General features: G+C 69.6%; 24 protein-coding genes. 8 read left to right on the forward strand and 16 right to left on the reverse strand.

All coding sequences use genetic code 11. The annotated features are described in order from the left end of the window. Positions 1-134 precede the first annotated feature (134 nt). The 5 genes from fabF to fasR form a co-directional block, all read right to left on the reverse strand. Positions 135-1,397, reverse strand: coding sequence for a beta-ketoacyl-ACP synthase II (fabF, locus tag ACFWY6_RS25520; protein WP_384694622.1), 1,263 nt, complete (start codon positions 1,395-1,397; stop codon positions 135-137). Positions 1,398-1,467: 70 nt separating this feature from the next. Beyond that, the gene (locus tag ACFWY6_RS25525; protein ID WP_384694624.1) at positions 1,468-1,716 is read right to left on the reverse strand and encodes an acyl carrier protein; all 249 of its coding nucleotides are present in this window, start codon (positions 1,714-1,716) and stop codon (positions 1,468-1,470) included. A gap of 73 nt (positions 1,717-1,789) precedes the next feature. Next, complete coding sequence (locus ACFWY6_RS25530; protein WP_360762546.1) at positions 1,790-2,791, reverse strand: ketoacyl-ACP synthase III; 1,002 nt, start codon at positions 2,789-2,791, stop codon at positions 1,790-1,792. A gap of 17 nt (positions 2,792-2,808) precedes the next feature. Continuing rightward, positions 2,809-3,756: an ACP S-malonyltransferase gene (locus tag ACFWY6_RS25535; protein WP_384694628.1), complete on the reverse strand. Its 948-nt coding sequence runs from the start codon at positions 3,754-3,756 to the stop codon at positions 2,809-2,811. A gap of 89 nt (positions 3,757-3,845) precedes the next feature. After that, positions 3,846-4,985 carry a fatty acid biosynthesis transcriptional regulator FasR gene (gene fasR / locus ACFWY6_RS25540; RefSeq protein WP_361822989.1) on the reverse strand — a complete coding sequence of 380 codons (1,140 nt, stop codon included), beginning with the start codon at positions 4,983-4,985 and terminating at the stop codon, positions 3,846-3,848. Positions 4,986-5,377: 392 nt separating this feature from the next. Between fasR and ACFWY6_RS25545 the strand changes: the two genes are divergently transcribed. Next, positions 5,378-6,040, forward strand: a complete 663-nt coding sequence (locus tag ACFWY6_RS25545; RefSeq protein ID WP_384694631.1) for a pirin family protein — start codon at positions 5,378-5,380, stop codon at positions 6,038-6,040. Between the two features lie 273 nt (positions 6,041-6,313). Here the strand turns inward: ACFWY6_RS25545 and ACFWY6_RS25550 are convergent, their stop codons facing one another. Further along, positions 6,314-7,129 carry a serine hydrolase domain-containing protein gene (locus ACFWY6_RS25550; RefSeq protein WP_384694634.1) on the reverse strand — a complete coding sequence of 272 codons (816 nt, stop codon included), beginning with the start codon at positions 7,127-7,129 and terminating at the stop codon, positions 6,314-6,316. A gap of 19 nt (positions 7,130-7,148) precedes the next feature. Next, positions 7,149-7,631 (reverse strand): GNAT family N-acetyltransferase, encoded by a 483-nt coding sequence (locus ACFWY6_RS25555; protein ID WP_384694637.1) that lies wholly within the window; start codon positions 7,629-7,631, stop codon positions 7,149-7,151. 112 nt (positions 7,632-7,743) lie between these two features. On the opposite strand from ACFWY6_RS25555, the gene ACFWY6_RS25560 reads away from it, so the two are divergent. Then, positions 7,744-8,223 carry a MerR family transcriptional regulator gene (locus ACFWY6_RS25560; protein WP_384694640.1) on the forward strand — a complete coding sequence of 160 codons (480 nt, stop codon included), beginning with the start codon at positions 7,744-7,746 and terminating at the stop codon, positions 8,221-8,223. A gap of 5 nt (positions 8,224-8,228) precedes the next feature. After that, a complete protein-coding gene (locus ACFWY6_RS25565; protein ID WP_266867427.1) occupies positions 8,229-9,251 on the forward strand; it encodes an aldo/keto reductase in 1,023 nt (340 codons plus the stop codon). A gap of 56 nt (positions 9,252-9,307) precedes the next feature. Here ACFWY6_RS25565 and ACFWY6_RS25570 read toward each other — a convergent pair whose 3' ends face one another. From ACFWY6_RS25570 to ACFWY6_RS25600, 7 genes are all read right to left on the reverse strand, one after another. Then, positions 9,308-10,537: an acyltransferase gene (locus ACFWY6_RS25570; RefSeq protein WP_384694644.1), complete on the reverse strand. Its 1,230-nt coding sequence runs from the start codon at positions 10,535-10,537 to the stop codon at positions 9,308-9,310. Further along, positions 10,534-11,664, reverse strand: coding sequence for an alpha/beta hydrolase (locus ACFWY6_RS25575; RefSeq protein WP_384694647.1), 1,131 nt, complete (start codon positions 11,662-11,664; stop codon positions 10,534-10,536). Before ACFWY6_RS25575 ends, ACFWY6_RS25570 begins: the two co-directional genes overlap by 4 nt. Before the next feature lie 300 nt (positions 11,665-11,964). After that, positions 11,965-12,636 (reverse strand): response regulator transcription factor, encoded by a 672-nt coding sequence (locus ACFWY6_RS25580; RefSeq protein ID WP_266867433.1) that lies wholly within the window; start codon positions 12,634-12,636, stop codon positions 11,965-11,967. Further along, on the reverse strand, positions 12,633-13,997 hold the full coding sequence (locus tag ACFWY6_RS25585) for a sensor histidine kinase (RefSeq protein WP_384694650.1): 1,365 nt from the start codon (positions 13,995-13,997) through the stop codon (positions 12,633-12,635). Before ACFWY6_RS25585 ends, ACFWY6_RS25580 begins: the two co-directional genes overlap by 4 nt. A gap of 176 nt (positions 13,998-14,173) precedes the next feature. Continuing rightward, positions 14,174-15,055, reverse strand: a complete 882-nt coding sequence (locus ACFWY6_RS25590; RefSeq protein WP_384694666.1) for a DUF4429 domain-containing protein — start codon at positions 15,053-15,055, stop codon at positions 14,174-14,176. 66 nt (positions 15,056-15,121) lie between these two features. Beyond that, entirely contained in the window at positions 15,122-16,333 is a 1,212-nt protein-coding gene (locus ACFWY6_RS25595; RefSeq protein ID WP_384694653.1) for an alpha/beta hydrolase, read from the reverse strand. Between the two features lie 242 nt (positions 16,334-16,575). Continuing rightward, the gene (locus ACFWY6_RS25600; RefSeq protein ID WP_384694669.1) at positions 16,576-17,220 is read right to left on the reverse strand and encodes a TetR family transcriptional regulator; all 645 of its coding nucleotides are present in this window, start codon (positions 17,218-17,220) and stop codon (positions 16,576-16,578) included. Positions 17,221-17,396: 176 nt separating this feature from the next. Here ACFWY6_RS25600 and ACFWY6_RS25605 point away from each other — a divergent pair, with 176 nt between their 5' ends. Further along, positions 17,397-19,013 carry an MFS transporter gene (locus ACFWY6_RS25605; RefSeq protein ID WP_384694656.1) on the forward strand — a complete coding sequence of 539 codons (1,617 nt, stop codon included), beginning with the start codon at positions 17,397-17,399 and terminating at the stop codon, positions 19,011-19,013. Between the two features lie 193 nt (positions 19,014-19,206). After that, positions 19,207-19,638 (forward strand): peptidase inhibitor family I36 protein, encoded by a 432-nt coding sequence (locus tag ACFWY6_RS25610; protein ID WP_384694672.1) that lies wholly within the window; start codon positions 19,207-19,209, stop codon positions 19,636-19,638. On the opposite strand, the gene ACFWY6_RS25615 is transcribed toward ACFWY6_RS25610, so the two are convergent. Both ACFWY6_RS25615 and aceE read right to left on the reverse strand, forming a co-directional pair. Continuing rightward, entirely contained in the window at positions 19,619-20,383 is a 765-nt protein-coding gene (locus tag ACFWY6_RS25615) for a potassium channel family protein (RefSeq protein WP_384694659.1), read from the reverse strand. The genes ACFWY6_RS25610 and ACFWY6_RS25615 overlap by 20 nt on opposite strands. Before the next feature lie 99 nt (positions 20,384-20,482). Beyond that, positions 20,483-23,215 carry a pyruvate dehydrogenase (acetyl-transferring), homodimeric type gene (aceE, locus tag ACFWY6_RS25620; RefSeq protein WP_384694662.1) on the reverse strand — a complete coding sequence of 911 codons (2,733 nt, stop codon included), beginning with the start codon at positions 23,213-23,215 and terminating at the stop codon, positions 20,483-20,485. A 434-nt stretch (positions 23,216-23,649) separates the two neighbouring features. Here aceE and ACFWY6_RS25625 point away from each other — a divergent pair, with 434 nt between their 5' ends. The 3 genes from ACFWY6_RS25625 to ACFWY6_RS25635 all read left to right on the forward strand — a co-directional run bounded on the left by ACFWY6_RS25625 (position 23,650) and on the right by ACFWY6_RS25635 (position 25,475). Further along, positions 23,650-24,081: a DUF3052 domain-containing protein gene (locus tag ACFWY6_RS25625; protein ID WP_266867444.1), complete on the forward strand. Its 432-nt coding sequence runs from the start codon at positions 23,650-23,652 to the stop codon at positions 24,079-24,081. A gap of 211 nt (positions 24,082-24,292) precedes the next feature. Continuing rightward, a complete protein-coding gene (locus ACFWY6_RS25630; RefSeq protein WP_360762594.1) occupies positions 24,293-24,760 on the forward strand; it encodes a peroxiredoxin in 468 nt (155 codons plus the stop codon). A gap of 139 nt (positions 24,761-24,899) precedes the next feature. Then, entirely contained in the window at positions 24,900-25,475 is a 576-nt protein-coding gene (locus ACFWY6_RS25635) for a TerD family protein (protein WP_135330821.1), read from the forward strand. Positions 25,476-25,618 lie beyond the last annotated feature (143 nt).

Here is a 25,618-nt window from a genome sequence, read left to right on the forward strand (position 1 = left end):
GGGGGGGGGGGGGGGGGGGGGCGGGGGGGGGGGGGCGCCCCCGGGTGGTCGCCGGCGGGGTCACCGGGGTGGTGGCCCGCGACCAAACGGCCCCCCCCCCCCGGGGGGGGGCCCTTTTTCGACCGCGTCCTGGGTCAGACCGTCCTGAACGCGAGCACCACGTTGTGGCCGCCGAAGCCGAACGAGTCGTTCAGCGCCGCGATCCGGCCCTCGGGCAGCGGGCGGGCCTCGTTGCGGACGATGTCCGCGTCGACCTCGGGGTCGAGGTTGTCGATGTTGATCGTCGGCGGGGCGATGCGGTGCTTCAGCGCGAGGACCGTGGCCACGGTCTCCACGCCGCCCGCGCCACCGAGCAGGTGACCGGTCATCGACTTGGTGCTGGAGATCGCCATGTGGTCGACGTCGTCACCGAAGGCCTTGCGCAGCGCCTTGATCTCGGCGACATCGCCCTGCGGAGTCGAGGTCGCGTGCGCGTTCACGTGCATGATCTCGGCGGGCTTCAGGTCGGTGTTGTCGACCAGGTTCTGCAGCGCCGCCGCGATGCCGTTGCCAGAGGGCTCGGGCTGCGTGATGTGGTGCGCGTCGGCCGAGATGCCCTGGCCGACGGCCTCCGCGTAGATCTTCGCGCCGCGGGCCTTGGCGTGCTCCTCGGACTCCAGGACGATCACGCCGGCGCCCTCGCCGAGCACGAAGCCGTTGCGGTCGGCGTCGTAGGGGCGTGAGGCGCCTTCCGGGTCGTCGTTGTTCTTGGACATCGCCATCATGTTGCCGAACGCCACGATCGGCAGCGGGTGGATCGCCGCCTCCGTGCCGCCCGCGACGACGACGTCGGCACGGCCGGTGCGGATCATCTCGATCGCGTAGCCGATGGCCTCCGCGCCCGACGCGCACGCCGACACGGGGGTGTGGACACCCGCGTGGGCGCCCAGCTCGATGCCGACGTTGGCCGACGGTGAGTTGGGCATCAGCATCGGCACGGTGTGCGGGGAGACGCGGCGTACGCCCTTCTCCTTGAGCACGTCGTACTGGTCGAGCAGGGTGGTCACGCCGCCGATGCCGGAGGCGATGACCGCGCCGAGACGGTCGGGGTCGACGCTCTTGTCCTCGCCGGCCTTGTCGGTGTAGCCGGCGTCCGCCCAGGCCTCCTTGGCCGCGATCAGCGCGAACTGCGCCGAGCGGTCCAGCTTCCTGGCCTGCGGACGCGGGATGATCTCGCCGGGCTCGACGGCGATCTGGCCGGCGATACGGACCGGCAGCTCGGCTGCCCAGTCCTTCTCGATCAGGCTCACACCCGAACGGCCCGCGAGCAGACCTTCCCAGGTCGAAGCTGCGTCGCCACCCAGCGGTGTGGTTGCGCCGATACCGGTGACGACCACGGTGCGATTGGTCGAGTTCACAGGAAATTTCTCCACGGTGTTGAGGGGATCAGCGGCGCCACCGCCGGGTGGCGACAGAGCTCGGGCCGGATCAGCCCTGGTGCTTGACGATGTACGCGGTCGCGTCGCCGACCGTCTTGAGGTTCTTGACGTCGTCGTCCGGGATCTTGACGTCGAAGCGCTCTTCGGCGGCGACGACGACCTCGACCATGGACAGCGAGTCGACGTCCAGGTCGTCGGTGAAGGACTTGTCCAGCTGGACGTCCTCGACCGGGATGCCGGCGATCTCGTTCACGATCTCGGCGAGACCGGCGACGATCTCTTCCTGAGTGGCGGCCATGTTGGCGCTCCTTCTTATGTATCCAGAGGGTGTGGCGGCTTCCGAACCGGACCGGATGATCCGGACGAGATGCCTAGGGGAGGGTAACGACCGTGGCGGCGTACACGAGACCCGCCCCGAAGCCGATGACGAGCGCGGTGTCGCCGCTCTTCGCCTCGCCGGTCGCCAGAAGCCGCTCCATCGCGAGCGGAATCGAGGCGGCCGACGTGTTGCCGGTGGTCTCCACGTCACGGGCGACCGTGACGTGCTCCGGCAGTTTCAGGGTCTTCACCATCGAGTCGATGATCCGCATGTTGGCCTGGTGCGGGATGAAGACGTCCAGGTCGTCCGGGCTCAGGCCGGCGGCGTCCAGCGCCTCCTTGGCGACCTTCGCCATCTCGAACACGGCCCAGCGGAAGACCGCCTGGCCCTCCTGCGTGATGGCAGGGAACTTGTCGGGCGCGCCCTTGCGGTACGCGTCCCAGGACTCGGTCTGCTTGATCGTCTCGGACTTGTCGCCCTCCGAGCCCCAGACCGTCGGGCCGATCTTCGGCTCCTTGGACGGGCCCACGATCACGGCGCCCGCGCCGTCACCGAACAGGAAGGCCGTCGCGCGGTCCTCCAGGTCGGTGAGGTCGCTCAGCCGCTCCACGCCGATGACCAGGACGTACTCGGCGGAACCCTCGACGACCATGCCCTTGGCGAGGGTGAGGCCGTAGCCGAAGCCCGCGCAGCCCGCGGAGATGTCGAACGCGGCGGGCTTGCCCGCGCCGATCTTGTCCGCGATCTCGGTGGCGATGGCCGGGGTCTGCTTGAAGTGCGAGACGGTCGAGACGATCACGCCGCCGATCTGCTCGGGCGTGATGCCCGCGTCGGCGATCGCCTTGCCCGAGGCCTCGATGGACATCGCGGCCACGGTCTCCTCGTCGGAGGCCCAGTGGCGGGTCGCGATGCCGGAGCGGGAGCGGATCCACTCGTCGGACGAGTCGATCGTCTCGAGGATCACCTCGTTGGGCACGACACGCGTGGGCCGGTAGCCGCCGACGCCCATGATGCGCGCGTAAGGGGCTCCCTTACTGGGCTTGATCTTCGACATGCTCTCCAGGCTCCTTCTCAGGCACCCGCCGCGTCGGCGGCGGATGCGGTGTCGGCGATGAGCGCAGATGCGGCGTCGAGGTCGTCCGGGGTCTTCAGGGCCACCGTCTTCACACCGGGCAGGGCGCGCTTGGCGATCCCGGTCAGCGTGCCGCCGGGGCACAGCTCGATCAAGCCGGTGACGCCGAGCTCCTTGAACGTCTCCATGCACAGGTCCCAGCGCACCGGGTTGGCAACCTGACCGACAAGGCGCGACACCACGTCGGAGCCGGACGCCACGGCCTTGCCGTCACGGTTCGATACGTACGTCAGCTTCGGGTCGGCGACGTCGAGGGCCTTGGCGGCCTCCTCGAGCGTGGCGACGGCCGGAGCCATGTGGTGCGTGTGGAACGCGCCCGCGACCTTCAGCTGCACGACACGGCGGACGCCCTCGGGCTTGTCCGCCTCGAGCGCGGCGAGCTGCTCGGCGGTGCCCGCGGCGACGATCTGGCCCGCGCCGTTCACGTTCGCCGGCGTCAGGCCGAGCTTCTCCAGGTGCGGGACGGTGACCTCGGGGTCGCCGCCGAGCAGCGCCGCCATGCCGGTCTCCGTGATCGCGGCGGCGTCGGCCATGGCGAGCCCGCGCTTGCGTACGAGGCGCAGCGCGTCGTCGTCGGTGAGCACACCGGCGTACGCGGCAGCGGTGATCTCGCCGACGCTGTGCCCCGCGACCGCGCCGGGCTTGTTCGCCGCGAGCGCGTCACCGAGTGCCTCGGCGGCGAGCAGACCGGCGGCCACAAGGAGCGGCTGGGCCACGGCGGTGTCGCGGATCGCGTCCGCGTCGGCCTGCGTGCCGTAGTGGGCGAGGTCGAGCCCGATGGCGTCCGACCATGCCGCGAGGCGGTCGGCCGCGCCGGGGAGGTCGAGCCAGGGGGTCAGGAAGCCGGGCGTCTGGGCGCCTTGGCCGGGAGCGACGAGTACGAGCACTCTCACACTCTCTCTTGTGGACGGTGGAAGCCGCCCGTGGGGACAGGGACCAAGAACGGCTGGGGGAATTGTAGGGGCCCGACAAAAACCTACGGTTGGAGATCTCCGTCGGCCAGACGCCCCAGGATCAGCGCGATGCGCAGCGTGAATGCCGAGCGTACGTCGGAGGGCGACCAGCCGGTGACGTCTGTCACACGTCGGAGCCGGTAGCGCACGGTGTTGGGGTGCACGAAGAGCATCCGGGCGGCCCCTTCGAGGCTGCTCGCCTGTTCCAGATAGACGCTCAGCGTCTCCAGGAGCGCGGAGCCCGCCTCCTCCAGCGGTCTGTAGATCTCCTCCACCAGCTGCTCCCGCGCGGCGGGATCGCTCGCGATCGCGCGCTCCGGCAGGAGATCGTCCGCGAGAACGGGCCTCGGGGCGTCCTGCCAGGCGGCGCACGCCTTGAGCCCGGCGGCCGCCGCCTGTGCGGAACGGGTGGCCGCGAGCAGGTCGGGGACGATGGGGCCCGCGACGACGGGCCCGGCCGCATACGGACCGATGAGCCCCTTGGCGACCTGCAGCGGATTGTCGCTGCCGCCCGCGATGACGACCAGGCGGTCGCCAAGCACACCGGTCAGGACCTGCAGCTTGGCGTGCCGGGCGGCGCGGCGGATGGCCTCGACGGTGAGCTCGCTGTCGCCGTCGGGCGCGGTGCCGAGGACGACACAGACGTGCTCGGGCGAGTTCCAGCCGAGCGCGGCGGCGCGGGAGACGGCCCCCTCGTCGGCTTCCCCGGACAGGACGGCGTTGACGACGAGCGACTCGAGCCGGGCGTCCCAGGCACCGCGTGCCTCGGCGGCCTGCGCGTAGACCTGGGCGGTGGCGAAGGCGATCTCGCGGGCGTAGACGAGCAGTGCCTCGCGGAGGATGGACTCATCTCCCGGGGCCGCGATCTCGTCGACCGCGGACTCCATCACCTCGATCGTCGTACGCACCATCTCGACGGTCTGGCGCAGGGTGATCGCCCTGGTCAGCTCGCGGGGTGCGGTCCCGAAGACATCGGTGGAGATGGCCTGTGGCGCGTCCGGATGCCGGAACCACTCGGTGAAGGCGGCGATGCCGGCCTGCGCCACCAGGCCGATCCACGACCGGTTCTCCGGTGGCATCGCCCGGTACCAGGACAACGTCTCGTCCATGCGCGCGATGGCCTGCGCCGCCAGACTGCCGGAGGACTGCTCCAGGCGCTTCAGCGTGGCTGAGTGCGCGTGAGCCTTCCGATGTGCGTCCTGACGGGCGGCTTCCTCATGGGCTGCCTGGTGGGCGTCCTGGTGGGCTTCGTTCGCAGAGGGTTCGGGCACGGGGACAAGACTGCCTTATCGGGACGGTGGTGTGCGGTGCCGGGTCGTATGTGGGGTGGGGATTGGGGGTGGGGGCGGGCGGAGTCGGGTCGCGTGTGGGGTGGGGATTGGGGACGGTGGTGTGCGGTGCCGGGTCGTATGTGGGGCGGGGATCAGGGGTGGCGGCGCGCGGTGCCGGGGCGTATGCGGGGTGAGGATTGCGGGTGGCGGCGCGCGGTGTCGGGGCTTGGCCGGGGTGCGGGTTTCCGGGCGGCGGCGGGCGATGCGCGGTCTACCGTGGGTGCGTGATTGATGTACGGCGCTCCGGCGATCGGTACCGCGGCGGGGAGCCCGGCACCGGTATCGAGACCTTCCACGCCTTCTCCTTCGGGCCGCACTACGACCCCGACAACCTCCGCTTCGGCGCGATCCTGGCCTGCAACGAAGAGCGGCTCGCGCCCGGCGCGGGCTTCGACGAGCACCCGCACAGCCACACGGAGATCGTGACGTGGGTGGCCGAGGGCGAGCTCACCCATCGCGACTCCACGGGCCACGAGTCGGTGGTCCGCCGGGGCGACGTCCAGCGCCTGAGCGCGGGCGGCGGCGTCCGCCATGTGGAACGCAACGACGGAGCGGATCCCCTGGTCTTCGTCCAGATGTGGCTCTCCCCGCTCGCACCGGGAGGCGACCCGTCCTACGAGGTGGTCCACGGCATCGCGGACTCCACCCCTTACGCGGTCCCGGCAGCGGGAGCCCTCCTCCACGTCCGCCGCCTGTCCCCGCAGGAACGCACCGCGCTACCGTCCGCACCTTTCGTGTACGTCCACGTGGTGCGCGGCGAAGTCCGCCTGGGCGGGGCGGATCTACGGCAGGGCGACGCGGCACGGCTGACGGGGGAGGCCCCTCAGGAGGCGGCGGCTACGTCTCCGACGGGGGCGGAACTGCTGGTGTGGGAGATGACGGGGTGAGAGCGGGACGCGCCCAGCGGCGCCCGCTGCCGCTCACAGCTGTGGACAGCCGTGCCACTCGCCGCCGCCGTTGTGGGCAGTCGTGCCACTCGCCGCCGCCGTTGTGGGCAGTCGTGCCGCTGGGGCGAGTGGGGTCTCCCCTGCTCGAGCGGAGCCGAGAGCTTGGGGAAGGGTGGGCACAACGGCGGCACCCCGAACCGCCGGGCTGCGGAAACCCCCGTCCGGCACCCAAGACGCGGGGCACAGATAACCCAGGGGTCGATCGAGGCCCGCTTACAGCTCGGAGAGCACCGCATCGGTAAACGCGGGCCACACCTCAACCGCCCAGGGCCCGAACGCCCGATCCGTCAGAGCGACACACGCCGCCCCCGCATCAGGATCGACCCACAGGAACGTCCCGGCCTGCCCAAAGTGCCCGAACGTCCGAGCCGAAGAAGAACTCCCCGTCCAGTGCGGCGACTTGGAGTCCCGGATCTCGAATCCGAGCCCCCAGTCATTGGGATTCTGATGCCCGTACCCCGGCAGCACCCCCTTCAGCCCCGGATACGCCACGGACATCGCCTCAGCCACAGTCCGCGGATCCAGCAACCGCGGCACCTGCACCTCCGCCGCGAACCTCACCAGATCATCCACGGTGGACACCCCGTCCTTGGCGGGCGAGGCACCCCCTTCGAGCGAGGTGGCCCCCATGCCCAGCGGCTCAAGCACCGCCTGCCGCAGATACTCCCCGAAGGGAATCTCCGTCGCCTTGGCGATGTGATCCCCCAGCACCTCGAACCCCGCGTTCGAGTACAGCCGCCGCGTCCCGGCAGGCGCCGTCACCCGGTGCTCGTCGAAGGCGAGCCCACTGGTGTGCGCGAGCAGATGCCGCACGGTCGACCCCTCGGGCCCGGCGGGCTCGTCGAGCTCGATCGCCCCCTCCTCGTACGCCACCAGCGCCGCGTACGCCGCGAGCAGTTTGGTGACCGAGGCGAGCGCGAACCGGTGCCCCGTGGGCCCATGGGCCCCGGCGATCGTGCCGTCCGCACGGACGACGGCGGCGGCAGCGGTCGGTACCGGCCAGTTCTCGATCAACGCCAGGCTCTGCATGCGTACGAGCGTAAGCGCCCTAGAGGCTCAGCCGCATCGAGGGGTCCGGCTTGCGCACGAAGCCGAGCGAGGCATACAGCGGCTCCGCCTCCGCCGACGCGTTGAGATCGACACTGCCCGCACCTCGCTCGCGGAACCAGTCGAGCAGCGCCTCCATACAAGCCCGCGCATACCCACGGCGCCGCTGCTCGGGATCGGTGGCGACACTGAAGACGTAGCCGACGACCCCGTGCGGATTCCCCGCCCGCCCGATGCGGTAGTCCACCGTCCCCACGACCAGGGCCGCCAGCCTCCCCGGCCGGCCGGGGAAGTCGACGACGAACGCCGCGAACTCCCCGTCCGGATCGGCCAGTCTGCCCCGCACCGTGGGCACGGACTCGGCATGCCAACTGGTGTCGGACTCGCCCCCGGAACGGGCGGCGAAGACCGAGTCGATCATCACCTGCCGCAACCTGATCAGTTCCTCGGCATCCTCTGGCAGCGCACGGCGAACAACAGTCATGATCGGCACCGTAGTCACCGCTCGACGGGATTTCCCGTGGATTGTTTCCGTCACATATTTCCTCCCGGTACCGCTTGCTTCGAGTGCACTCCAAGGTTCTAGCGTGGTGGTCATGACGGTGATGGAGACCGAGACCACCCCCGCACAGGGACTGACCGACACAAAGCCTGACGCCTGCGCCTCGGCGCCCACCGCCCACCCACGCCCCGACGGGCAGGACCACTACACGATCAGCGAGGTCGTCGCCTTCATCGGCCTGACCGCGCACACCCTGCGCTGGTACGAGCGAATCGGCCTGATGCCCCACATCGACCGCTCCCACACGGGCCAGCGCCGCTACCGCAACCGCGATCTCGACTGGCTCACCTTCGTCGGCAAGCTCCGCCTGACCGGAATGCCGGTGGCCGACATGGTCCGCTACGCCGAGCTGGTCCGCGAAGGCGACCACACCTTCACCGAGCGCCACGAACTCCTCGAACAGACGCGCCGCGACGTCCGCACGCGCATCGCGGAACTCCAGGACACGCTCGCCGTACTCGACTACAAGATCAACTTTTACTCGGACGCCCGACGGGCGCCGGAGAGGCACTGAACCTGATGACCGCACAGACAGGCCAGATCGCGAAGGTCCAGCTCGGGACGGAAGGACCCGAGGTCGGCGTCCAGGGACTCGGCTGCATGGGCATGAGCTTCGCGTACGGCCCGACCGACGCCGACGAGGCCCGGGCCACCCTGGAACACGCCCTGGACCTGGGCGTCACCCTCTACGACACCGCCGACGCCTACGCCGCCGGTGAGAACGAGCAGTTCCTCTCTCCCTTCTTCAAGGCTCATCGCGACGAGGTCGTCATCGCGACCAAGTTCGCCCTGGCCGTGCACCCGGACGACCCGACGAAGCGGATCATCAACAACGACCCCGCGTACATCCGTTCCTGCGTCGACGCGAGCCTGCGACGCCTCGGCGTGGACGCCATCGACCTCTACTACATGCACCGCCGCGACCCGAACGTGCCGATCGAGGAGACGGTCGGCGTGATGGCCGAACTCGTCGCCGCGGGCAAGGTCAAGCACCTGGGCCTCAGCGAGGTCACCGGCCCCGAACTCCGCGCCGCCCACGCCGTCCACCCCATCGCCGCCCTGCAGTCGGAGTGGTCGCTCTTCAGCCGGGACATCGAGCGGGGCGTCGTCCCCGCCGCCGCAGAACTCGGCGTCGGCCTCGTCCCCTACTCGCCGCTCGGCCGCGGTTTCCTCACCGGCTCGTTCGTCAGCGCCGACAAGGAACTCGGCGAGGACGACTTCCGCCGCCAGCAGCCCCGCTTCACGGGCGACAACGCCGCCGCCAACTCGGCCCTCCTCGAACCGGTGCGCACCGTCGCCGACGCCCACGGCGTGAGCCTCGGCCAGATCGCCCTCGCCTGGGTCCAGCGGCAGGCCCAGACCTACGGGCTGACCGTCGTCCCCATCCCCGGCACCCGCAAGCGCACCCGGGTCGAGGAGAACACCGCGGCCACCCGCATCGAGCTCACCCCCGCCGAACTCGACCTCCTCGCCCCCATTGCCGCCCAGGTCGCGGGCGATCGCTACGCCGACATGACGTTCACCTCGGCCGGCCGGGAGTAGCCCCAGGGGGACGCCTCGGCCCTGCCGGGGCGTCCCCGCCCACCGGCTCGGGCCGGTCACGCCAGCCCCAGGGCGAAGACCGCGAACCCGGCCGCCAGCAGCCCGGCGAGGGCCCGACGCCCGTGCGTCGCCCGCTTCCAGGGCGCCTCGAAGCCGCGCGTGCGGCTGCCTATCAACACCAGCAGAGCTCCGAAGACCGGAAGCCAGGCGGTCCGGGCGGCTATCCAGCCCAGGGTGTCCGGTGCCGCGGTCAGCCCCGGCACCGTGCCCCCGAGGAACGAACCGGGCACGGCCGCGGCGAGCAGCGCCGTCTGGTGCCAGCACAGGATCGTCATCGCCGACAGGTTGATCACGACGACCGGCGCCCACAGCGCGGGCCTGCGCAGCAGCCTCCCGATCCGCTCGCGCAACAGGATCGCCGCACCGCTCTGCACGGCCGCCAGAGCCAGGACCAGCAGCGACGGAGGATGCGAATTGGTCCGGGCCTCGCCCGGCACGCCGACCATCGACGCCGGATAGTGGAACGCGAGCAGCAAGGCGGCGAACAGAGCCGTGCCCCCGATCAGCAGCAGCCACGCGCCCCGCCTGCCCAGCCTCTTCTCGCCCCAGCTGACGCCCAGTTGATAGGCGAACATCCAGCCGGGCAGCAGATTCAACAAGCTCAGCCAGGACGGCATGGCGTCCCCGACCGGCCCGTAGCGCAGGAAGTCGACGACGGCGACCGAGCCGAGAAGCGGCGCCGCGGCCCAGGCCCCGAGCCGCTCTGCCGCTCGGATGCACCACGGCGTGAGCGCGGTGATCACCGCATAGATGCCGACGAACCACAGCGGCTGTATGACCAGCGTGGACCCCGTGCGCAGAGTCGTCCCCGGCACCCCCAGCGCGTACAACGCCGGGATCAGCGCGGCCCATACGGCCGTCACCCCGAGGACCGGGCGCCCGAGGCGTGCCACCCGCCCGCGGAGCCACCGCCCCGTCGACTCGCCGCGCGCCACCGCACGGCGGTACGACAGAGCGGAGGCATATCCGCCGACCAGGAAGAAGATGCCCAGCATCTGCAGCACCCAGCTCAGCGGTGCGAAGAAGCCGAACGCGGCCAGGGGACTGGCATTGTGCAGCGCGCCTTCCGCGTCGAGGGTGAAGCCGCCGAGCAGCCAGTGCCCGGTCGGCACGGCGAGCAGGGCGAGCGCGCGCAGTCCGTCTATGGCCCGGTCGCGATGGGCGGGCGTCTTGGCGTCGATCGCTGCCGCGGTCCCGCGCAGCTTGGCCAGGGGCGTGAGGCTCATGACCGCTCTCCGATGGGACGGGCGCCGGCGGAGGGCTCACTTCCGTCGATGCCGCTGTCCGGTGTGGTGCCGGAAGGTGTCCGTGCGATCGCGGCGAAGGCCTGCAGCGAATCCGTCCCGGGCGCGAAGTAGCCGGTGTGGCCCTCGGCCCGCTCGGCGGGAACGCGCCGGGCGCCGAAGCCCGGTCCTGCCGGGTCCGCGCCGTGGCCGAGGCCGAACAGCTCGACGTTCGGCACATCGCCGATCCAGTCGCTGTCGTCCCGGGCGGCCCAGACGCGGGCGGTGGTGTGCAGATCGGCGACGCTGTCCGCACGCATGCCGGGGGAGCCGAGCACCACCAGGTCGGACGCCGGCAGCTTCGGAGCCGCGAGGCCGCACACCACCGAGCCGTAGCTGTGGCAGAAGACGGCGGGCCGCGGGGCACCCGACGCCGTCAGGCCCTGCACGAATCGCGCGAGGCGGGGAGCTCCCGCTTCCGCGAGCCGTCCCGTCGCCGCGTCGGGGCCGAGACCGACCGGCGTGGTGTACCCGACCCAGGCCACCACGGCCGTGCGGTCACCCGCCGCCGCGTGCAGCGAGCGTGCCATCCCCGCCGGTGTGCCGTACTGGTCCTTCGAGCGGTCGAAAGTGCTCAGGTCGATGTCGGATCCCGGCACGACGACCGACACACGGTCGGCGCTCGCCAAGTCGCCGTAGACTTCGGCGATTTGGCCCCTGCCGCGCGGGTCGAAGGCGAGTATCCGCCGACCGGGATCCAGCAGCTCTTCGTACCGGGCGACCAGGGAACGGGCCCGCTCATGATCCTGCTGTGTGAGGCCCGGATCGCTCGCGCGGGCCCGCTCGCGGTCACGCTCGGCCTTCAGGGAAAGGGAGTTGGCCTCGTACCGCAATGGAGTCGGGGCGCCGTCCAGATTGCCGACGACCGACGGGTGCCGCTCCGCCAGCTCATGCTGCCGGGCGTCGCTCAACGAGCCGAAGAACGCGGCCACTCGGGCGGGGGACGCGGTCGCCGGATCCGGCAGCTCCACCCCCTGCGTATGGTCTGCGCGCCAGGCATGCGTGCCCGGTGGTGGGCCGGTGATCGGCTGCTGTTCATTGCCGACGGCCCAGCCCGTCGTACCGGCCACGACCGTCGTCGTGAGAGCCGCGGCGATCAGCGTCCGCTTGCTGCGGGCCTTCCAATTGCCGCGAGACCTGCGAGACCTGCGAGACCTGCGAGACCTGCGAGACCTGCGAGACCTGCGAGACCTGCGAGATTCCTGAGAACGAAGGCGCATGGCCCGTCTCCCTCCCCAATTCGTTGCGCGCTCTGGCGTGACGAGGGGAAAGGTAGGAAGACGATGACCCGCGACACCTCACACTGCGGTGCCAACTCGCAACTGATACCGGGGTATGTGGAGCTGATACCGCGGTAGGGGGGCGGGGCTCTACTGCTCGCCGGGCGTGATGAGCCCGGACTCGTAGGCGAAGATCACGGCCTGTGCGCGGTCGCGCAGGTCCAGCTTGGAGAGGACCTTGCCGATATGGGTCTTCACCGTCTGCTCGGCGAGGACCAGGCGCTCGGCGATCTCCTGATTGGAGAGCCCGCGCGCGATCAGCACCAGTACCTCGGTCTCACGCGGCGTCAGGCCGTTCAGCCGCAGCGACTGGTCGTTGCGCGGCCGCTGCTTGGCGAAGTCCGTGATCAGCCGCCGCGTCACCGACGGTGCGAGCAGTGCCTCCCCGGCCGCCACCACGCGGACCGCCGAGATCAGGTCGGCGGGCGGGGCGTCCTTGAGGAGGAAACCCGATGCGCCGGAGCGCAGCGCCTCGTACACATAGTCGTCCACGTCGAAGGTGGTGAGCATCAGCACCTTGGGAACGTGCACCACGCCGGGCGGCGGGTCCAACAGGGCCCGAGTGGCGGCCAGTCCGTCCATCTCCGGCATCCGGACATCCATCAGGACGACATCGGGATGGGTGCGGCGGCTGACGTCGACACCCTCCTTGCCGTTCGGCGCTTCGCCCACGACGTCGATGTCGCTCTGCGCCGCGAGCAGCGCGGCGAAGCCGGCCCGCACCATGTTCTGGTCATCGACGATGATCACGCGGATGGTCATGCGGTGCCGGAGTCCTTCTTCAAGAGGGGGAGTTGGGCCGCGACGCGGTAGCCACCGTCGGGCAGTGGCCCGGTGTCGACCGAGCCGCCGACCAACCGTACGCGCTCGCGCATGCCGACGAGTCCGTGGCCCGTGCCGCCGCCCTCCAGCGGAGCGGGTGGATCGGTCGCCGGGCCGTTGACGACGAGGATCAGCAGGTGTTCCTCGTCCAGGGTCAGGGTGATGGAGGTGCGTGCTCCCGGCGCGTGCCGCATCACGTTCGACAGGGCTTCCTGGACGATGCGGTACGCCGACAGGTCGACGGCTGGTGTCACATCGGCCAGTTGTGTGAGCACGGACAGTTCGGGACGTGAGAGATCGACCGGCAGGCCGGCGCGCACCGTCGCCTCCACGAGCTGCGGCAGTCGGCTGAGCCCCGGCTGCGGGGCCCGCTCGCCCTGTGCGTCCTCACTGCGCAGCACCGCGAGCAGCCGCCGCATCTCCGTGAGGGATTCACGGGCGCTCGCCGCTATGCTCCCGAACTCCTCGCGGGCCGCGTCCGGAAGGCCGGGGAGGCGGTAGGGCGCGGAGTCCGCCTGCACCGTGATGACGGACATGTGGTGGGCCACGACATCGTGCAACTCCCGGGCGATACGCGCCCGTTCCTCGAGGAGGGTGCGCTGGGCGCGCTCGGCCTCGCTGATGGTCTCCTGCTCGACGAGTCTGCGCTGTGCGTCGCCGCGCTCCCGCAGCAGGGCGCCGAGCAGCAACGCGACACCGCTCAGCACGATCAGCAGCACGCTGGTGTCCTGGCTGTCGGCGTCGCGGAACGCGCCGAGGACAAGGCTCGTGACGACCGTGACCAGCCAGATGCCCAGGAGGGTGCGCCGGCTCTCGCGCAGTGAGAGGACAAGGCACAGGGCCACGTACGCCACGATGATCATGGCTGTCCAGGGGGCGGGACGGTCCTGGCTCGCGGACATCGTGACGATCGCCCCGAGTACATCGGCGACGATCATGATGTACCAGGCGAGCATGGGGCGGCTGATCGCCAGCAGCAGGGGTGCGGACTGGGCGACGCCCAGGGCACCCGCGAGGCCGCCGCTCACCCCGTAGTCGTTCGTGAGCACCTGGGTGGTGACCGGGATGAGTGTCGCGACGAACGCCAGCGCGATGATCAGGGGCAGCAGGCGCATCCAGCGCTGGGGAGCCTGCGCCAGCAGAGGCTCGGTCCGCCCCGCGGGCGTCGTGAAGAACACCCCGGCCCGTCCGAGCCCTTCGCGGGCGCCCGCGGTCGCACGTCGAAGGGCGCCCCCGCGCCGGCCCGGCTCGGCGGCCGATGGGCGGGGATCCTGGTCCGGTGGTGTCGATGCGCTGCTCATGGCCTGCTCAGCGTAGGCACGAAGCACCTCCCGCGGCGTCGTACCGCGGAGCTGACCCGCACCTCATACCCAGGTACGAACAGAGCCCCCGGTCATACCGAGGTATGACCCGAGCCCCGCAGGCCCCGCCATGCCCCGTGAACCGGCTCCGACCTCGCAGCTCCCGCCTCGCAAGGTCAGAGCTCCGCCAGCAGCTCGGCCTTCTTCGACGTGAACTCCTCGTCCGTCAGCAGCCCCGCCTGATGCAGCTCGCCGAGGTGCCGGATACGTTCGGCGATGTCCGCCGGATCGCGCCGGGTCACCGGGGCGGCAGCGCCGACCGTGCCAGGGGTCGGGGCCGGGCCCGACGCCCGCACCGCGGCGAGCACGGACGCCGCGAAGGGCAGCGACTCGTGCACCGGGCCGTACCCGAGACCGAAGACGACGGCCGCGGGGTCCTGGTCCGCCTGCGCGGGCTGGGCGATGGGGGTCTCGCGACGCAGCAGCCGCAGATGGCCCTCGAAGACCTCGGGAGAGCGCCACTCGACGCCGCTCAGGTCCGTGACCAGGAAGCTCTGGTCGCCGGCCTTCCACTTCGCGGACGAAGCGCCGGTCCAGAACCATCGGAAGGCCACCGATTTGCCGTCGAAGGACGCCTTGCCGTCGTACGCCTTGAACTGCAGCGGCGTCTCCGGCGCGGCGACCAGATAGCGATCCGGAGGCCCGCAGTCGTCCGGGGTCAGCAGGGCCCGCAGCTCGTCCGCGTAGTACTCCGCGAGCGTCTCCCGCTCGGCGGGCAGCACGAGCCTGTACGGGTCGCAGCCGTCCTTGAGCTGACCCGCTGCCGCTTCCATCAGCGGATCCGCGCCCGGTCTCGGCACGGCGTGCAGGACGACCGTCCCGCGCTTGCCAGGAGTCAGTGTCACCGCTGCGATCGCCTCATGGGGGATGCGGCGTTCACCGAGCGCCTGCAGGAGCTTCGGTGTGCGGATCCCCCGTTCGTAGCGGATGAGCACGGAGTCGGACTCGAACTCCCAGGCGGCATGAAATCCGGCCAGTACGTCACCCATGCGGCTCATCGTAGGTGGCACGCGCGCCTCCGTCCCTCCTGCGGCGGGCCGCTGTTTTGTCGATTTCTACGCGCGTCAGGCCGCTGTCGTGCCGGAAAAACCCTCCCGGCACGCGTCATCCCCGTCCGCGCACCGCACTGAGCGGTACGAGCCGATGCCGATGTCGGCGAAGTTCCTGAGGCTCTCCGTGCCCGGTTCGAAGTACCCGGTGTGGCCGACCGCGCCCCTGGCGGACAGCACCCGCGCGCCGAAGTCCCGTGAGACCGGATCGGCCCCGTGACCCAGCCCGCCGACCTCCATGTTCGGTACATCTGCGATCCAGTCGTCGCCGTCCCTGGTGGCCCAGACCCGGGCACCGGTGCCCAGCTGCGACGCCGAGTCGGCGCGCATTCCGGGGCTGCCCGCGACCGCGATGTCGGAGACACGGGACGGCAGGTCCCGCGCAGCGACCCCGCAGACCACCGAGCCGTAGCTGTGGCAGTACAACGCGACGGGGGAGTGGCCGGGCAGTCCGCGCACCAGGGAGTCGAGCCGGACCGCGCCGTCCTCCGCGCGCATGGACGTCGCCGCGTCCACACCGAGACCGACGGGCGCGGTGTAGTCCGCCCAGGCGATCACGGCGGTACGCGCGCGTGGGCTCGCCGCACGCTCCGCGCCGTACAGGGCCTTGGCCATGCCGACGGGCGCCGAGTACTTGCGGAACGTCCGCTCGAAGGTCAGCAGGTTGGTGTCCACACCGGGCACCACGACCGACACCCTGGACGCCTTGTCGAGGTCTCCGAAGACCTCGGCTATGCGGCCCGATCCCATCGGGTCGAAGGACAGGACCTGCCGGCCCGGGCGCATCATCACGCCGAACCGCTTCATCCTGCGCTCTGCCTCCTGCTGCCCGAGGGGCGAGAGGCGCTTGTCGTGCATGCGTCGCTGCTCGATCTTGCGGGCCTTGCCCAGCGCGATGTTGTTCGCGCGATATCGCAGCTCTACGGGGGCGCCGTTCATGTTGCCGACCGCCAGGGGGTAGCGGGCGGCGAGCCGGGCGCGATCCTGCGCGTCGAGCGAGGCGAAGAAGTGGGCGAGCCTGCCGGCCGGGCCATCGGGGTCGGGCAGCGGCCGACCGTTGATGTGCCCTCGCTCCCAGGCGGAGAGCGTGGCTTCGAGCGGCGACGCAGCGTGTTTGTGGTTGCGCACCGCGGTCCAGCCGGTCGTCGCCAGCATGACGAACACGACGGCGAGCGCGAGCAATGCGCGCCAGACGTTGAGTTGGGGGGAGGAGTCGAAGGAAGTCACTACGCGACAGCCTAGGAGAATCGTGATGCCTGCCGTGCGCTGGGTGAGGCAGATCACGTTTCCTGTGGGGTAATTGAGGCAAAGCGGGCGCGCATCGCGCGATTTCATCACGCTCCGTAGGTGGCGCGTAAGCGCAGCGCACTTGGGGCGCACCGTCACGTACGGTGTTTATGGCTGCCACTCAACGTAGCGAAATGCTACGGAAGTTGATCGCGTCACGTGGTCGCACCCTGCGTACGCGATCACTCCTTGCGCCAGTTCTCCGCCAGCGCCGGCCCCAGGTGGTCGAGATACGACTCGGTGAGTGCACGGATCGATTCGACGCTGGTGTCCTCGCCCGCTCCCCACAGTTGACCGGTCACCCGCATCACCCCGCTGAACGCGGCCACCACCACCCGCGGTCGCGGGTCCTCGTCCATGTCGAGACCCTCGCGCTCGGCGATCACCCGCGCGATCTCCTCCTCCATCTCGATGGAGCGGCGCAGGTGGACGGCGAGCAGGGAGGGGGTGGATTCGATCATCCGGTAGGTGCGCATGTGGAGTTCGACCGGGACGACCTCCTCGATGGACCGGCTCATCGCGTCCCAGGCGCCGATGACGGCCTCGCGCAGTGCGATGAACGGCGCTTCGCCGGCGGGCCGTTCGCGCAGCACCTCCACGAACCGCCGCTCCACCATCTCCTGCACGGCGAAGGCGGTCTCCTGCTTGTTGGCGAAGTACCGGAAGAACGTGCGCTGGGAGACGTCGACGGCCTCGGCGATCTCGTCGACGGTCGTCTCCTCGTACCCCTTGGTCGTGAAGAGCTCGAGTGCCGCACGCAGGAGCGCGTCACGAGTGCGCTGCTTCTTGCGCTCGCGAAGACCGGGCCGGGAGGGTTCGTCGGCCATGTCTCCGTACGCCTCGACCTGCGACTCCGTCGAGTCCGACGCCTGCTGCTCGGTGCTCACACCGTGGTCCTCTTCCTGCCTGTCCGCTCAGCTCACCTTATCTGTGAGCGACGTGACAGTTACCGACTTGTGAATTGGTTTGTCAACTGTCAGCGGCTGACATTAGCCTCGCGCACATGACTAGTCAGACCACCGTCGACAAGGCGGACAAGGCGCCGGAGCCCTCGTCCGCTCCGGCCGCGACCAAGGGCCTGCGTGGCCACCCTTGGCTGACGCTCTTCTCCGTCGCGATCGGCGTGATGATGGTCGCGCTGGACGGCACCATCGTGGCGATCGCCAACCCGGCCATCCAGAAGGATCTCGGCGCCTCGCTCGCGGACGTCCAGTGGATAACCAACGGCTACCTCCTCGCGCTGGCCGTCGCGCTCATCACGGCGGGCAAGCTCGGTGACCGCTTCGGCCACCGGCAGACCTTCCTCATCGGCGTCGTGGGCTTCGCCGCCGCCTCGGGGGCCATCGGCGTCTCCGGGAGCGTCTCCCTGGTGATCGTCTTCCGTGTGCTCCAGGGTCTCTTCGGCGCGCTGCTGATGCCGGCCGCCCTCGGCCTGCTGCGCGCCACGTTCCCGGCCGAGAAGCTGAACATGGCGATCGGCATCTGGGGCATGGTCATCGGAGCCTCCACCGCGGGCGGCCCGATCCTCGGCGGTGTGCTGGTCGAGCACGTCAGCTGGCAGTCGGTGTTCTTCATCAACGTGCCGGTCGGTGTCGTCGCGCTCGTCCTCGGCCTGGTGATCCTCAAGGACCACCGCGCGGAGAACGCGCCGAAGTCCTTCGACATCCCCGGCATCGTCCTGCTCTCGGGCGCGATGTTCTCCCTCATCTGGGCGCTCATCAAGGCCGGTGACGCCTGGGGCTGGGGCAGCGGCAAGACGTGGGCCTTCCTGGGCGCGGCCGTCGTGCTCTTCGTGCTCTTCGCCGTGTGGGAGACCAAGGTCAAGGAGCCGCTCATCCCGCTGGGCCTGTTCCGCTCCGTACCGCTCTCCGCGGGCACGGTGCTGATGGTGCTCATGGCCTTCGCCTTCATGGGCGGGCTGTTCTTCGTCACCTTCTACCTGCAGAACGTGCATGGGATGAGCCCGGTCGACAGCGGGCTGCACCTGCTGCCGCTGACGGCCATGATGATCGTCTCCTCGCCGATCGCCGGCGCGCTGATCACCAAGTTCGGCCCGCGGATCCCGCTGGTGGGCGGCATGGTGCTCACGGCCGTGGCGATGTTCGGCATGACGACCATGACCACGGAGACCGGCACGGCCGCGATGTCGCTCTGGTTCGCCCTCCTCGGCCTGGGCCTGGCCCCGGTCATGGTCGGCGCCACCGAGGTGATCGTGGGCAACGCCCCGCTGGAGCTCTCCGGTGTGGCGGGCGGCCTCCAGCAGGCCGGCATGCAGGTCGGCGGCAGCCTCGGCACGGCCGTCCTCGGTGCCGTCATGTCCAACAAGGTCAATTCCGACCTCGCGGGCGAGTGGAAGGACTCGGGTCTGCCGGACGCGCCGCCGCCGGGCCTCGACAAGGCGGCCGCGATCGGCGCCGTGCCCGAGCAGGTGGCCAAGGCCCCCGGCGTCAACGAAGGCGTACTCGCCAAGATCACGGACGTCGTGCACGACACGTTCATGTCCGGCATGGGCCTGGCCTTCACCGTCGCCGGTGTCGTCTCGGTCATCGCGGCCCTGGTGGCCGTCCTGACCAAGCGCGGCTCCAACGCCGATGCGGGCGCCGGAGTTGGGCACATCTAGGGAATACGCCGCGTATGCCGCATTACGCTGAGCAAGCATCCGCCCGGCGTCCGCGCATCAGGGAAAGCCCCTCAGGGTCAGCCTGGGGGGCTTTCGCCTATCTGGGTGACGCACATCCGTACCCCTTCCGACGGAGCGAGCGAGTGGGTCACAGTTCTGACAAGTGATCGACACGACACGGGAGTTGAATCAGATGCGTACGACCATGCCCGCGACCTTCTCCGCTGCTGCCGCCCTCGCCGCGGTGATCCTGACACCCGCACACGCGGGGGCCTCGACGGCCGTCGCACAGGCCGATTCCATGACACCGGCCAAGCGCGTCGGCGCCGCCGCGCCACCGACACTCGCCGGGTGCGGGCCAGGGGAGCTATGTCTCTGGGGGAAAGCGGAGTTCCGGGGTGCTCGACAGGTGTACGACCTGTCCGAGATCGACATCGAGAGCTGTGTAGCGCTGCCGGAGGGGGGCAGCGCTGAAGCCCTCGCCAATCGCACCGGCCGACCGGTCACCACCTACCAGTCGGCGGAGTGCGCCGAGACCGGGGAGTTCGACACCTATCCCGGCGGCGGCACCTGGACACCCGAATCGCCTTATCGCGTACGGGCCTTCAAGGTCTGGGAGAACTGACCGGGGGCACCTCACCCGTCAACGCCGCCACCTGCGCCCGCAGTGCCTGCACCTCCACCGTCAGCGCCTCGATCGCGGCCGTCTGGCGCCGCTCCTCGACATCGTCCCGGTCGAAACGAGCGATGAACCAGGCCGCGATGTTGGCGGTGACGACACCGAGGAGCGCGATGCCCGACAGCATCAGACCGACCGCGAGGATCCGCCCGAGCCCGGTCGTGGGCGCGTGATCGCCGTAGCCGACGGTGGTCATCGTGGTGAAGGACCACCACACCGCGTCGCCAAGGGTCTTGATGTTGCCGTCCGGCGACTCCCGCTCAACCGAAAGGACAGCCAGTGAACCGAACATGAGGAGGCCCACCACGGCGCCGGCGACATAGGTCGTCAGCTGAATCTGCGACGCCATCCGGGCTCGCCGCCCCACCAGCAGCAGAGTCGAGACAAGCCGCAGCAGTCGCAGTGGCTGCAGCATCGGGAGGATGACAGCACACAGGTCGAGCCAGTGAGTGCGGACGAACCGCTTGCGGTGGTCGGTGAGGTGGAGACGTATGAGGTAGTCGGCGGCGAACGAGCCCCAGACGATCCACTCCACCACGGTGCAGGTCTTCGACACGGCTCTGCTCGCGTCGGGCACCACGATGGGTACGGCGTAGGCGACGGCGAAGGTCACCGCGAGTGCGAGGAGCGGACGCTGGGTGCGTCGCTCCCACCGGAGTTGTGCGGTCGACTGCTTCGTGGGCGCTTCCATATGGGCATCGTAGGAAATGCCAAGGGGCGACGGAGCCTGTGGTCCGCCGCCCCCTGCTCAAGGCGTGTGCTGTCCAGACGCGTGCCGGCCAGGCACGTGTCAGGCGTCGCCCCCGGCGGCACCCGGGTCCGCGGCCGTCACATCGAGCAGCTGGTAGCGGTCGATGGCCTGCTTCAGTACGGAGCGGTCGAGCTTGCCCTCGCGGGCCAGCTCGGTCAGCACGGCGACCACGATCGACTGCGCGTCGATGTGGAAGAAGCGGCGGGCGGCACCGCGGGTGTCCGCGAAGCCGAAGCCGTCCGCGCCGAGCGACTGGTACGTGCCGGGAACCCAGCGCGAGATCTGGTCGGGGACGCTCCGCATCCAGTCGGAGACGGCCACGAACGGGCCCTGGGCGCCGGAGAGCTTCTGCGTCACGTACGGGGTGCGCTGCTCCTCCTCGGGGTGCAGGAGGTTGTGGCGCTCCACCTCGACCGCCTCGCGGCGCAGTTCGTTCCAGGAGGTCGCCGACCAGACGTCCGCCTTGACGTTCCACTCCGAAGCGAGGATCTGCTGGGCCTCCACCGCCCACGGCACCGCGACACCGGAGGCGAGGATCTGTGCCGGGATGGCTCCCTGCTCGCCCGCCTTGAAGCGGTAGACGCCCTTGAGGATGCCGTCGACATCCACGTCGGCGGGCTCGGCCGGGTGCTGGATCGGCTCGTTGTAGACGGTGAGGTAGTAGAAGACGTCCTCGCTGTCGGGGCCGTACATCCGGCGCAGGCCGTCCTTGACGATGTGCGCGATCTCGTAACCGAAGGCCGGGTCGTAGGCGACACAGCCCGGGTTGGTCGAGGCGAGCAACTGCGAGTGGCCGTCCGCGTGCTGGAGGCCCTCGCCGGTCAGGGTCGTACGGCCGGCGGTGGCGCCCAGGACGAAGCCGCGGGCCAGCTGGTCGGCCATCTGCCAGAACTGGTCGCCGGTGCGCTGGAAACCGAACATCGAGTAGAAGACGTACACGGGAATCAGCGGTTCGCCGTGTGTGGCGTAGGCCGAACCCGCGGCGATGAGGGACGCCGTGCAGCCTGCCTCCGAGATGCCGTCGTGCAGCATCTGACCCGTGGGCGACTCCTTGTACGCGAGGAGGAGTTCGCGGTCCACGGCCTCGTACTGCTGGCCGAGCGGGTTGTAGATCTTCGCGCTCGGGAAGAAGGCGTCCATGCCGAAGGTGCGGTACTCATCGGGGGCGATCAGCACGAAGCGCTTGCCGATCTCCTTGTCCCGCATGAGGTCCTTCAGGATGCGGACGAACGCCATGGTGGTGGCGATCGACTGCTGGCCCGAACCCTTCTTCGCGGTCGCGTAGGTCTTGTCCTCGGGGAGCGGCAGCGGCTTCGAGCGCACGACACGGGTCGGGACGTAGCCGCCCAGGCCCTGGCGGCGGTCGTGCATGTACTGGATCTCTTCGGAGGCCCGGCCCGGGTGGTAGTACGGCGGGGCGCCGTCCTCCAGCTGCTTGTCCGTGATCGGGATGTGCAGACGGTCGCGGAAGCCCTTGAGGTCGTCGACCGTCAGCTTCTTCATCTGGTGGGTGGCGTTGCGGCCCTCGAAGTTCGGGCCGAGGGTCCAGCCCTTGACCGTCTGGGCGAGGATCACGGTGGGCTGGCCCTTGTGGGCCTTGGCCGCCGCGTAGGCCGCGTAGACCTTCTTGTGGTCGTGGCCGCCGCGGCCCAGGTGCAGGATCTGCTCGTCGGTCATGTTCTCGACCATGGCGCGCAGCCGGTGGTCGCCGCCGAAGAAGTGGTCGCGGATGTAGGCGCCGGTCTCGGTCGCGTACGTCTGGAACTGGCCGTCGGGCGTCGTGTTCAGCTTGTTGACCAGGATGCCGTCGCGGTCCTGGGCGAGCAGCGGGTCCCAACTGCGGTCCCAGACCAGCTTGATGACGTTCCAGCCGGCGCCGCGGAACTGCGACTCCAGCTCCTGGATGATCTTGCCGTTGCCGCGCACCGGGCCGTCGAGGCGCTGGAGGTTGCAGTTGACGACGAAGGTCAGGTTGTCCAGGCCCTCGCGCGCGGCGATGGAGAGCTGGCCGAGCGACTCGGGCTCGTCCATCTCGCCGTCGCCGAGGTAGGCCCAGACGTGAGACTTGGAGGTGTCGGCGATGCCGCGCGCCTCCATATAGCGGTTCATCCGCGCCTGGAAGATCGCGCCGAGCGGGCCCAGGCCCATGGAGACCGTCGGGAACTCCCAGAAGTCCGGCATCAGGCGCGGGTGCGGATAGGACGACAGGCCGTAGGGAGCCTTCGACTTCTCCTGGCGGAACGCGTCGAGCTGCTGCTCGGAGAGCCGGTCGAGGAGGAACGCGCGGGCGTAGATACCGGGGGACGCGTGCCCCTGGAAGAAGATCTGGTCGCCGCCGTCGCCCTCGTCCTTGCCGCGGAAGAAGTGGTTGAAGCCCACGTCGTAGAGCGAGGCCGAGGAGGCGAAGGTGGCGATGTGACCGCCGACCCCGATGCCGGGGCGCTGGGCGCGCGAGACCATCACCGCGGCGTTCCAGCGGGTCGCGTTCAGGACCTTGCGCTCGATCTCCTCGTTTCCGGGGAAGAACGGCTCGTCCTTGGTGGCGATCGTGTTGACGTAGTCCGTGCTGCGCATCTCGGGCACGGCGACACGCTTCTCGCGCGCGCGTTCGATCAGCCGGAGCATCAGGTAGCGGGCACGCTCGCGGCCGCGTTCGTCGACCGCGGCATCGAGGGAGTCGAGCCACTCCTGGGTCTCTTCGGGATCGAAGTCCGGGACCTGACTCGGCAGGCCGCCAATGATGATCGGGTTGCGATCGGATCCGGAAGCCACGCTGTTCCTTCGCTGTTGGGGCTTTCGCCTGGGTTCTGCCTGGCTGTGAGACGTTCCCCATCGTGTACCGCGGGGGCGGAATCGTCATCTCTACTGAGAGGTAACCGAGAGGTCCGCGCGGTGGCCCTGGGGTAGGCTCGGCCAAATCGCAACGATACGCCCATCCTGCCTAGTCGCTTCGTAAGGTCGTTCGGACGTCAGTCCCCATCGGCCCGCATCGGCGCCGTACGAGCGAAGTACGCGCCAGGAACGCGCGAAGAAGGATCTGGCAGATGGGTCTTGAGTTGCGGCGACACGGCCGGGAACGTCACCGTTTCAGCGGTCTTGACGGCCGGGTACTTGCGCGATCCGTCCCGCCCGTGTGGACTACGGCCAACGCCCCGCGCACGCGCGTGGCTGAAGGCATACCCAAAAACATGATCAGGAGGCAATCCGTGAGCGCGACCGCGGACCACGCGGAGACGAACCTTGCCGTAAGGCTTGGTTTCCAGCCCGAACAGGTGGTCCAGGAGATCGGCTACGACGACGACGTCGATCAGGAGCTCCGCGAGGTCATCGAAGAGACCATCGGCTCCGAGCTCGTCGACGAGGACTACGACGACGTGGCTGATGCCGTGGTGCTCTGGTTCCGTGAGGACGACGGGGACCTGACTGATGCGCTGGTGGATGCCATCGCGTACATGGAGGAGGGCGGCCACATCCTGCTGCTGACTCCGAAGACCGGTCGGGAGGGTTACGTCGAGCCGAGTGACATCGGTGAGGCGGCCACCACCGCGGGTCTGTCCCAGACCAAGAGCATCAACGCAGGCAAGGACTGGAGCGGCAGCCGCCTGCTCACGCCGAAGGCGGCAGCCAAGAAGCGCTAGCCACTCGCGCGAGCCGCGACCCCAGCAGAGACCGCTGTGAGGCCCTCGTCGACATCTGTCGGCGGGGGCCTCACGCATGCGTGAGGTGAACGTCCGATGTACGTGTGCGGCAGGGGACCGATGCGCCCAAAGGGGCGCAGACCGGCGGACGTAGGGTGGGTGTCACCCGAACAGCCCCACCGGAGGGGCACCGTCGAAGGGATGCGTACTCATGGCGCTCGCTGGACTCGTGACCGGCACCAAGGCCCCGGACTTCGAGCTGAAGGACAATCACGGGCGGACCGTGCGGCTCTCGGACTTCCGCGGTGAGAAGAACGTGGTCCTGCTCTTCTATCCGTTCGCGTTCACCGGCGTCTGCACCGGCGAGCTCTGCGCGCTCCGTGACGAGCTGCCGAAGTTCGTCAACGACGACACGCAGCTCCTCGCCGTCTCGAACGACTCCATGCACACGCTGCGGGTATTCGCCGAACAGGAGGGTCTGGAATACCCCCTGTTGTCCGACTTCTGGCCGCACGGCGAGGTCTCGCGCGCGTACGAGGTCTTCGACGAGGAGAAGGGCTGCTCGGTGCGCGGCACCTTCATCATCGACAAGGAGGGCGTGGTGCGCTGGACTGTCGTCAACGGCCTGCCGGACGCCCGTGACCTCAATGAGTACGTCAAGGCGCTCGACACCCTGTGATTCCTCAGGGGTGACACCCTGTGATTCTTCAGGTGCAGAGCCTGTGGCGGCCGGGAACCGGTCACTAGGATCCACTCGTTGATCTGATGGCAAAGCACGACTGGGGCTCCCCGCCCCTGGACAACTATTGGGAGGACTTGTGGGAGTCAGCCTCAGCAAGGGCGGCAACGTATCGCTGAGCAAGGAGGCGCCCGGCCTGACCGCTGTTCTGATCGGTCTGGGCTGGGACGTCCGCACCACGACGGGTACGGACTTCGACCTCGACGCCAGCGCGATCCTGACCAACGCCGAGGGCAAGGTCAGCAGCGACGGCAACTTCGTGTTCTTCAACAACCTGAAGAGCCCGGACGGATCCGTCGAGCACACCGGTGACAACACCACCGGTGAGGGCGAAGGCGACGACGAGGCGATCAAGGTCGACCTGGCCGCCGTCCCGGCCGACGTGGACAAGATCGTCTTCCCGGTCTCGATCTACGAGGCCGAGTCCCGCCAGCAGTCGTTCGGCCAGGTCCGCAACGCGTTCATCCGCGTCGTGAACCAGGCGGGCGGCGCGGAGATCGCGCGGTACGACCTCTCCGAGGACGCCTCGACGGAGACGGCGATGGTCTTCGGCGAGCTGTACCGCAACGGCGCCGAGTGGAAGTTCCGCGCCGTGGGCCAGGGTTACGCATCGGGCCTGCGCGGCATCGCGCAGGACTTCGGCGTCAACGTCTGAGCCGAGTAACACCCTCCGCCTTGCCGTCCGGCGCCGCACACCACCCGTGCGGCGCCGGGCGCGCGGGGGGGGACTTTGTCACCTGGTCAAAATCTGAAAAACCCCGCCCACCACAAGGGTGTACGGGGTAATAATTGTCTGGA

It is taken from the genome of Streptomyces sp. NPDC059037 (genome assembly GCF_042740015.1).
In the GTDB taxonomy this organism is placed as follows: domain Bacteria; phylum Actinomycetota; class Actinomycetes; order Streptomycetales; family Streptomycetaceae; genus Streptomyces.

Coding starts and splice junctions, on each gene's coding strand:
- ACFWY6_RS25565 (WP_266867427.1), top strand. CDS start 8,229: ATGACCGCACAGACAGGCCAGATCGCGAAGGTCCAGCTCGGGACGGAA.
- ACFWY6_RS25610 (WP_384694672.1), top strand. CDS start 19,207: ATGCGTACGACCATGCCCGCGACCTTCTCCGCTGCTGCCGCCCTCGCC.
- ACFWY6_RS25555 (WP_384694637.1), bottom strand. CDS start 7,631: ATGACTGTTGTTCGCCGTGCGCTGCCAGAGGATGCCGAGGAACTGATC.
- ACFWY6_RS25615 (WP_384694659.1), bottom strand. CDS start 20,383: ATGGAAGCGCCCACGAAGCAGTCGACCGCACAACTCCGGTGGGAGCGA.
- ACFWY6_RS25590 (WP_384694666.1), bottom strand. CDS start 15,055: ATGAGCCGCATGGGTGACGTACTGGCCGGATTTCATGCCGCCTGGGAG.
- ACFWY6_RS25630 (WP_360762594.1), top strand. CDS start 24,293: ATGGCGCTCGCTGGACTCGTGACCGGCACCAAGGCCCCGGACTTCGAG.
- ACFWY6_RS25600 (WP_384694669.1), bottom strand. CDS start 17,220: ATGGCCGACGAACCCTCCCGGCCCGGTCTTCGCGAGCGCAAGAAGCAG.
- ACFWY6_RS25525 (WP_384694624.1), bottom strand. CDS start 1,716: ATGGCCGCCACTCAGGAAGAGATCGTCGCCGGTCTCGCCGAGATCGTG.
- ACFWY6_RS25585 (WP_384694650.1), bottom strand. CDS start 13,997: ATGAGCAGCGCATCGACACCACCGGACCAGGATCCCCGCCCATCGGCC.
- ACFWY6_RS25560 (WP_384694640.1), top strand. CDS start 7,744: ATGACGGTGATGGAGACCGAGACCACCCCCGCACAGGGACTGACCGAC.
- ACFWY6_RS25530 (WP_360762546.1), bottom strand. CDS start 2,791: ATGTCGAAGATCAAGCCCAGTAAGGGAGCCCCTTACGCGCGCATCATG.
- ACFWY6_RS25580 (WP_266867433.1), bottom strand. CDS start 12,636: ATGACCATCCGCGTGATCATCGTCGATGACCAGAACATGGTGCGGGCC.
- ACFWY6_RS25605 (WP_384694656.1), top strand. CDS start 17,397: ATGACTAGTCAGACCACCGTCGACAAGGCGGACAAGGCGCCGGAGCCC.
- ACFWY6_RS25570 (WP_384694644.1), bottom strand. CDS start 10,537: ATGAGCCTCACGCCCCTGGCCAAGCTGCGCGGGACCGCGGCAGCGATC.
- ACFWY6_RS25550 (WP_384694634.1), bottom strand. CDS start 7,129: ATGCAGAGCCTGGCGTTGATCGAGAACTGGCCGGTACCGACCGCTGCC.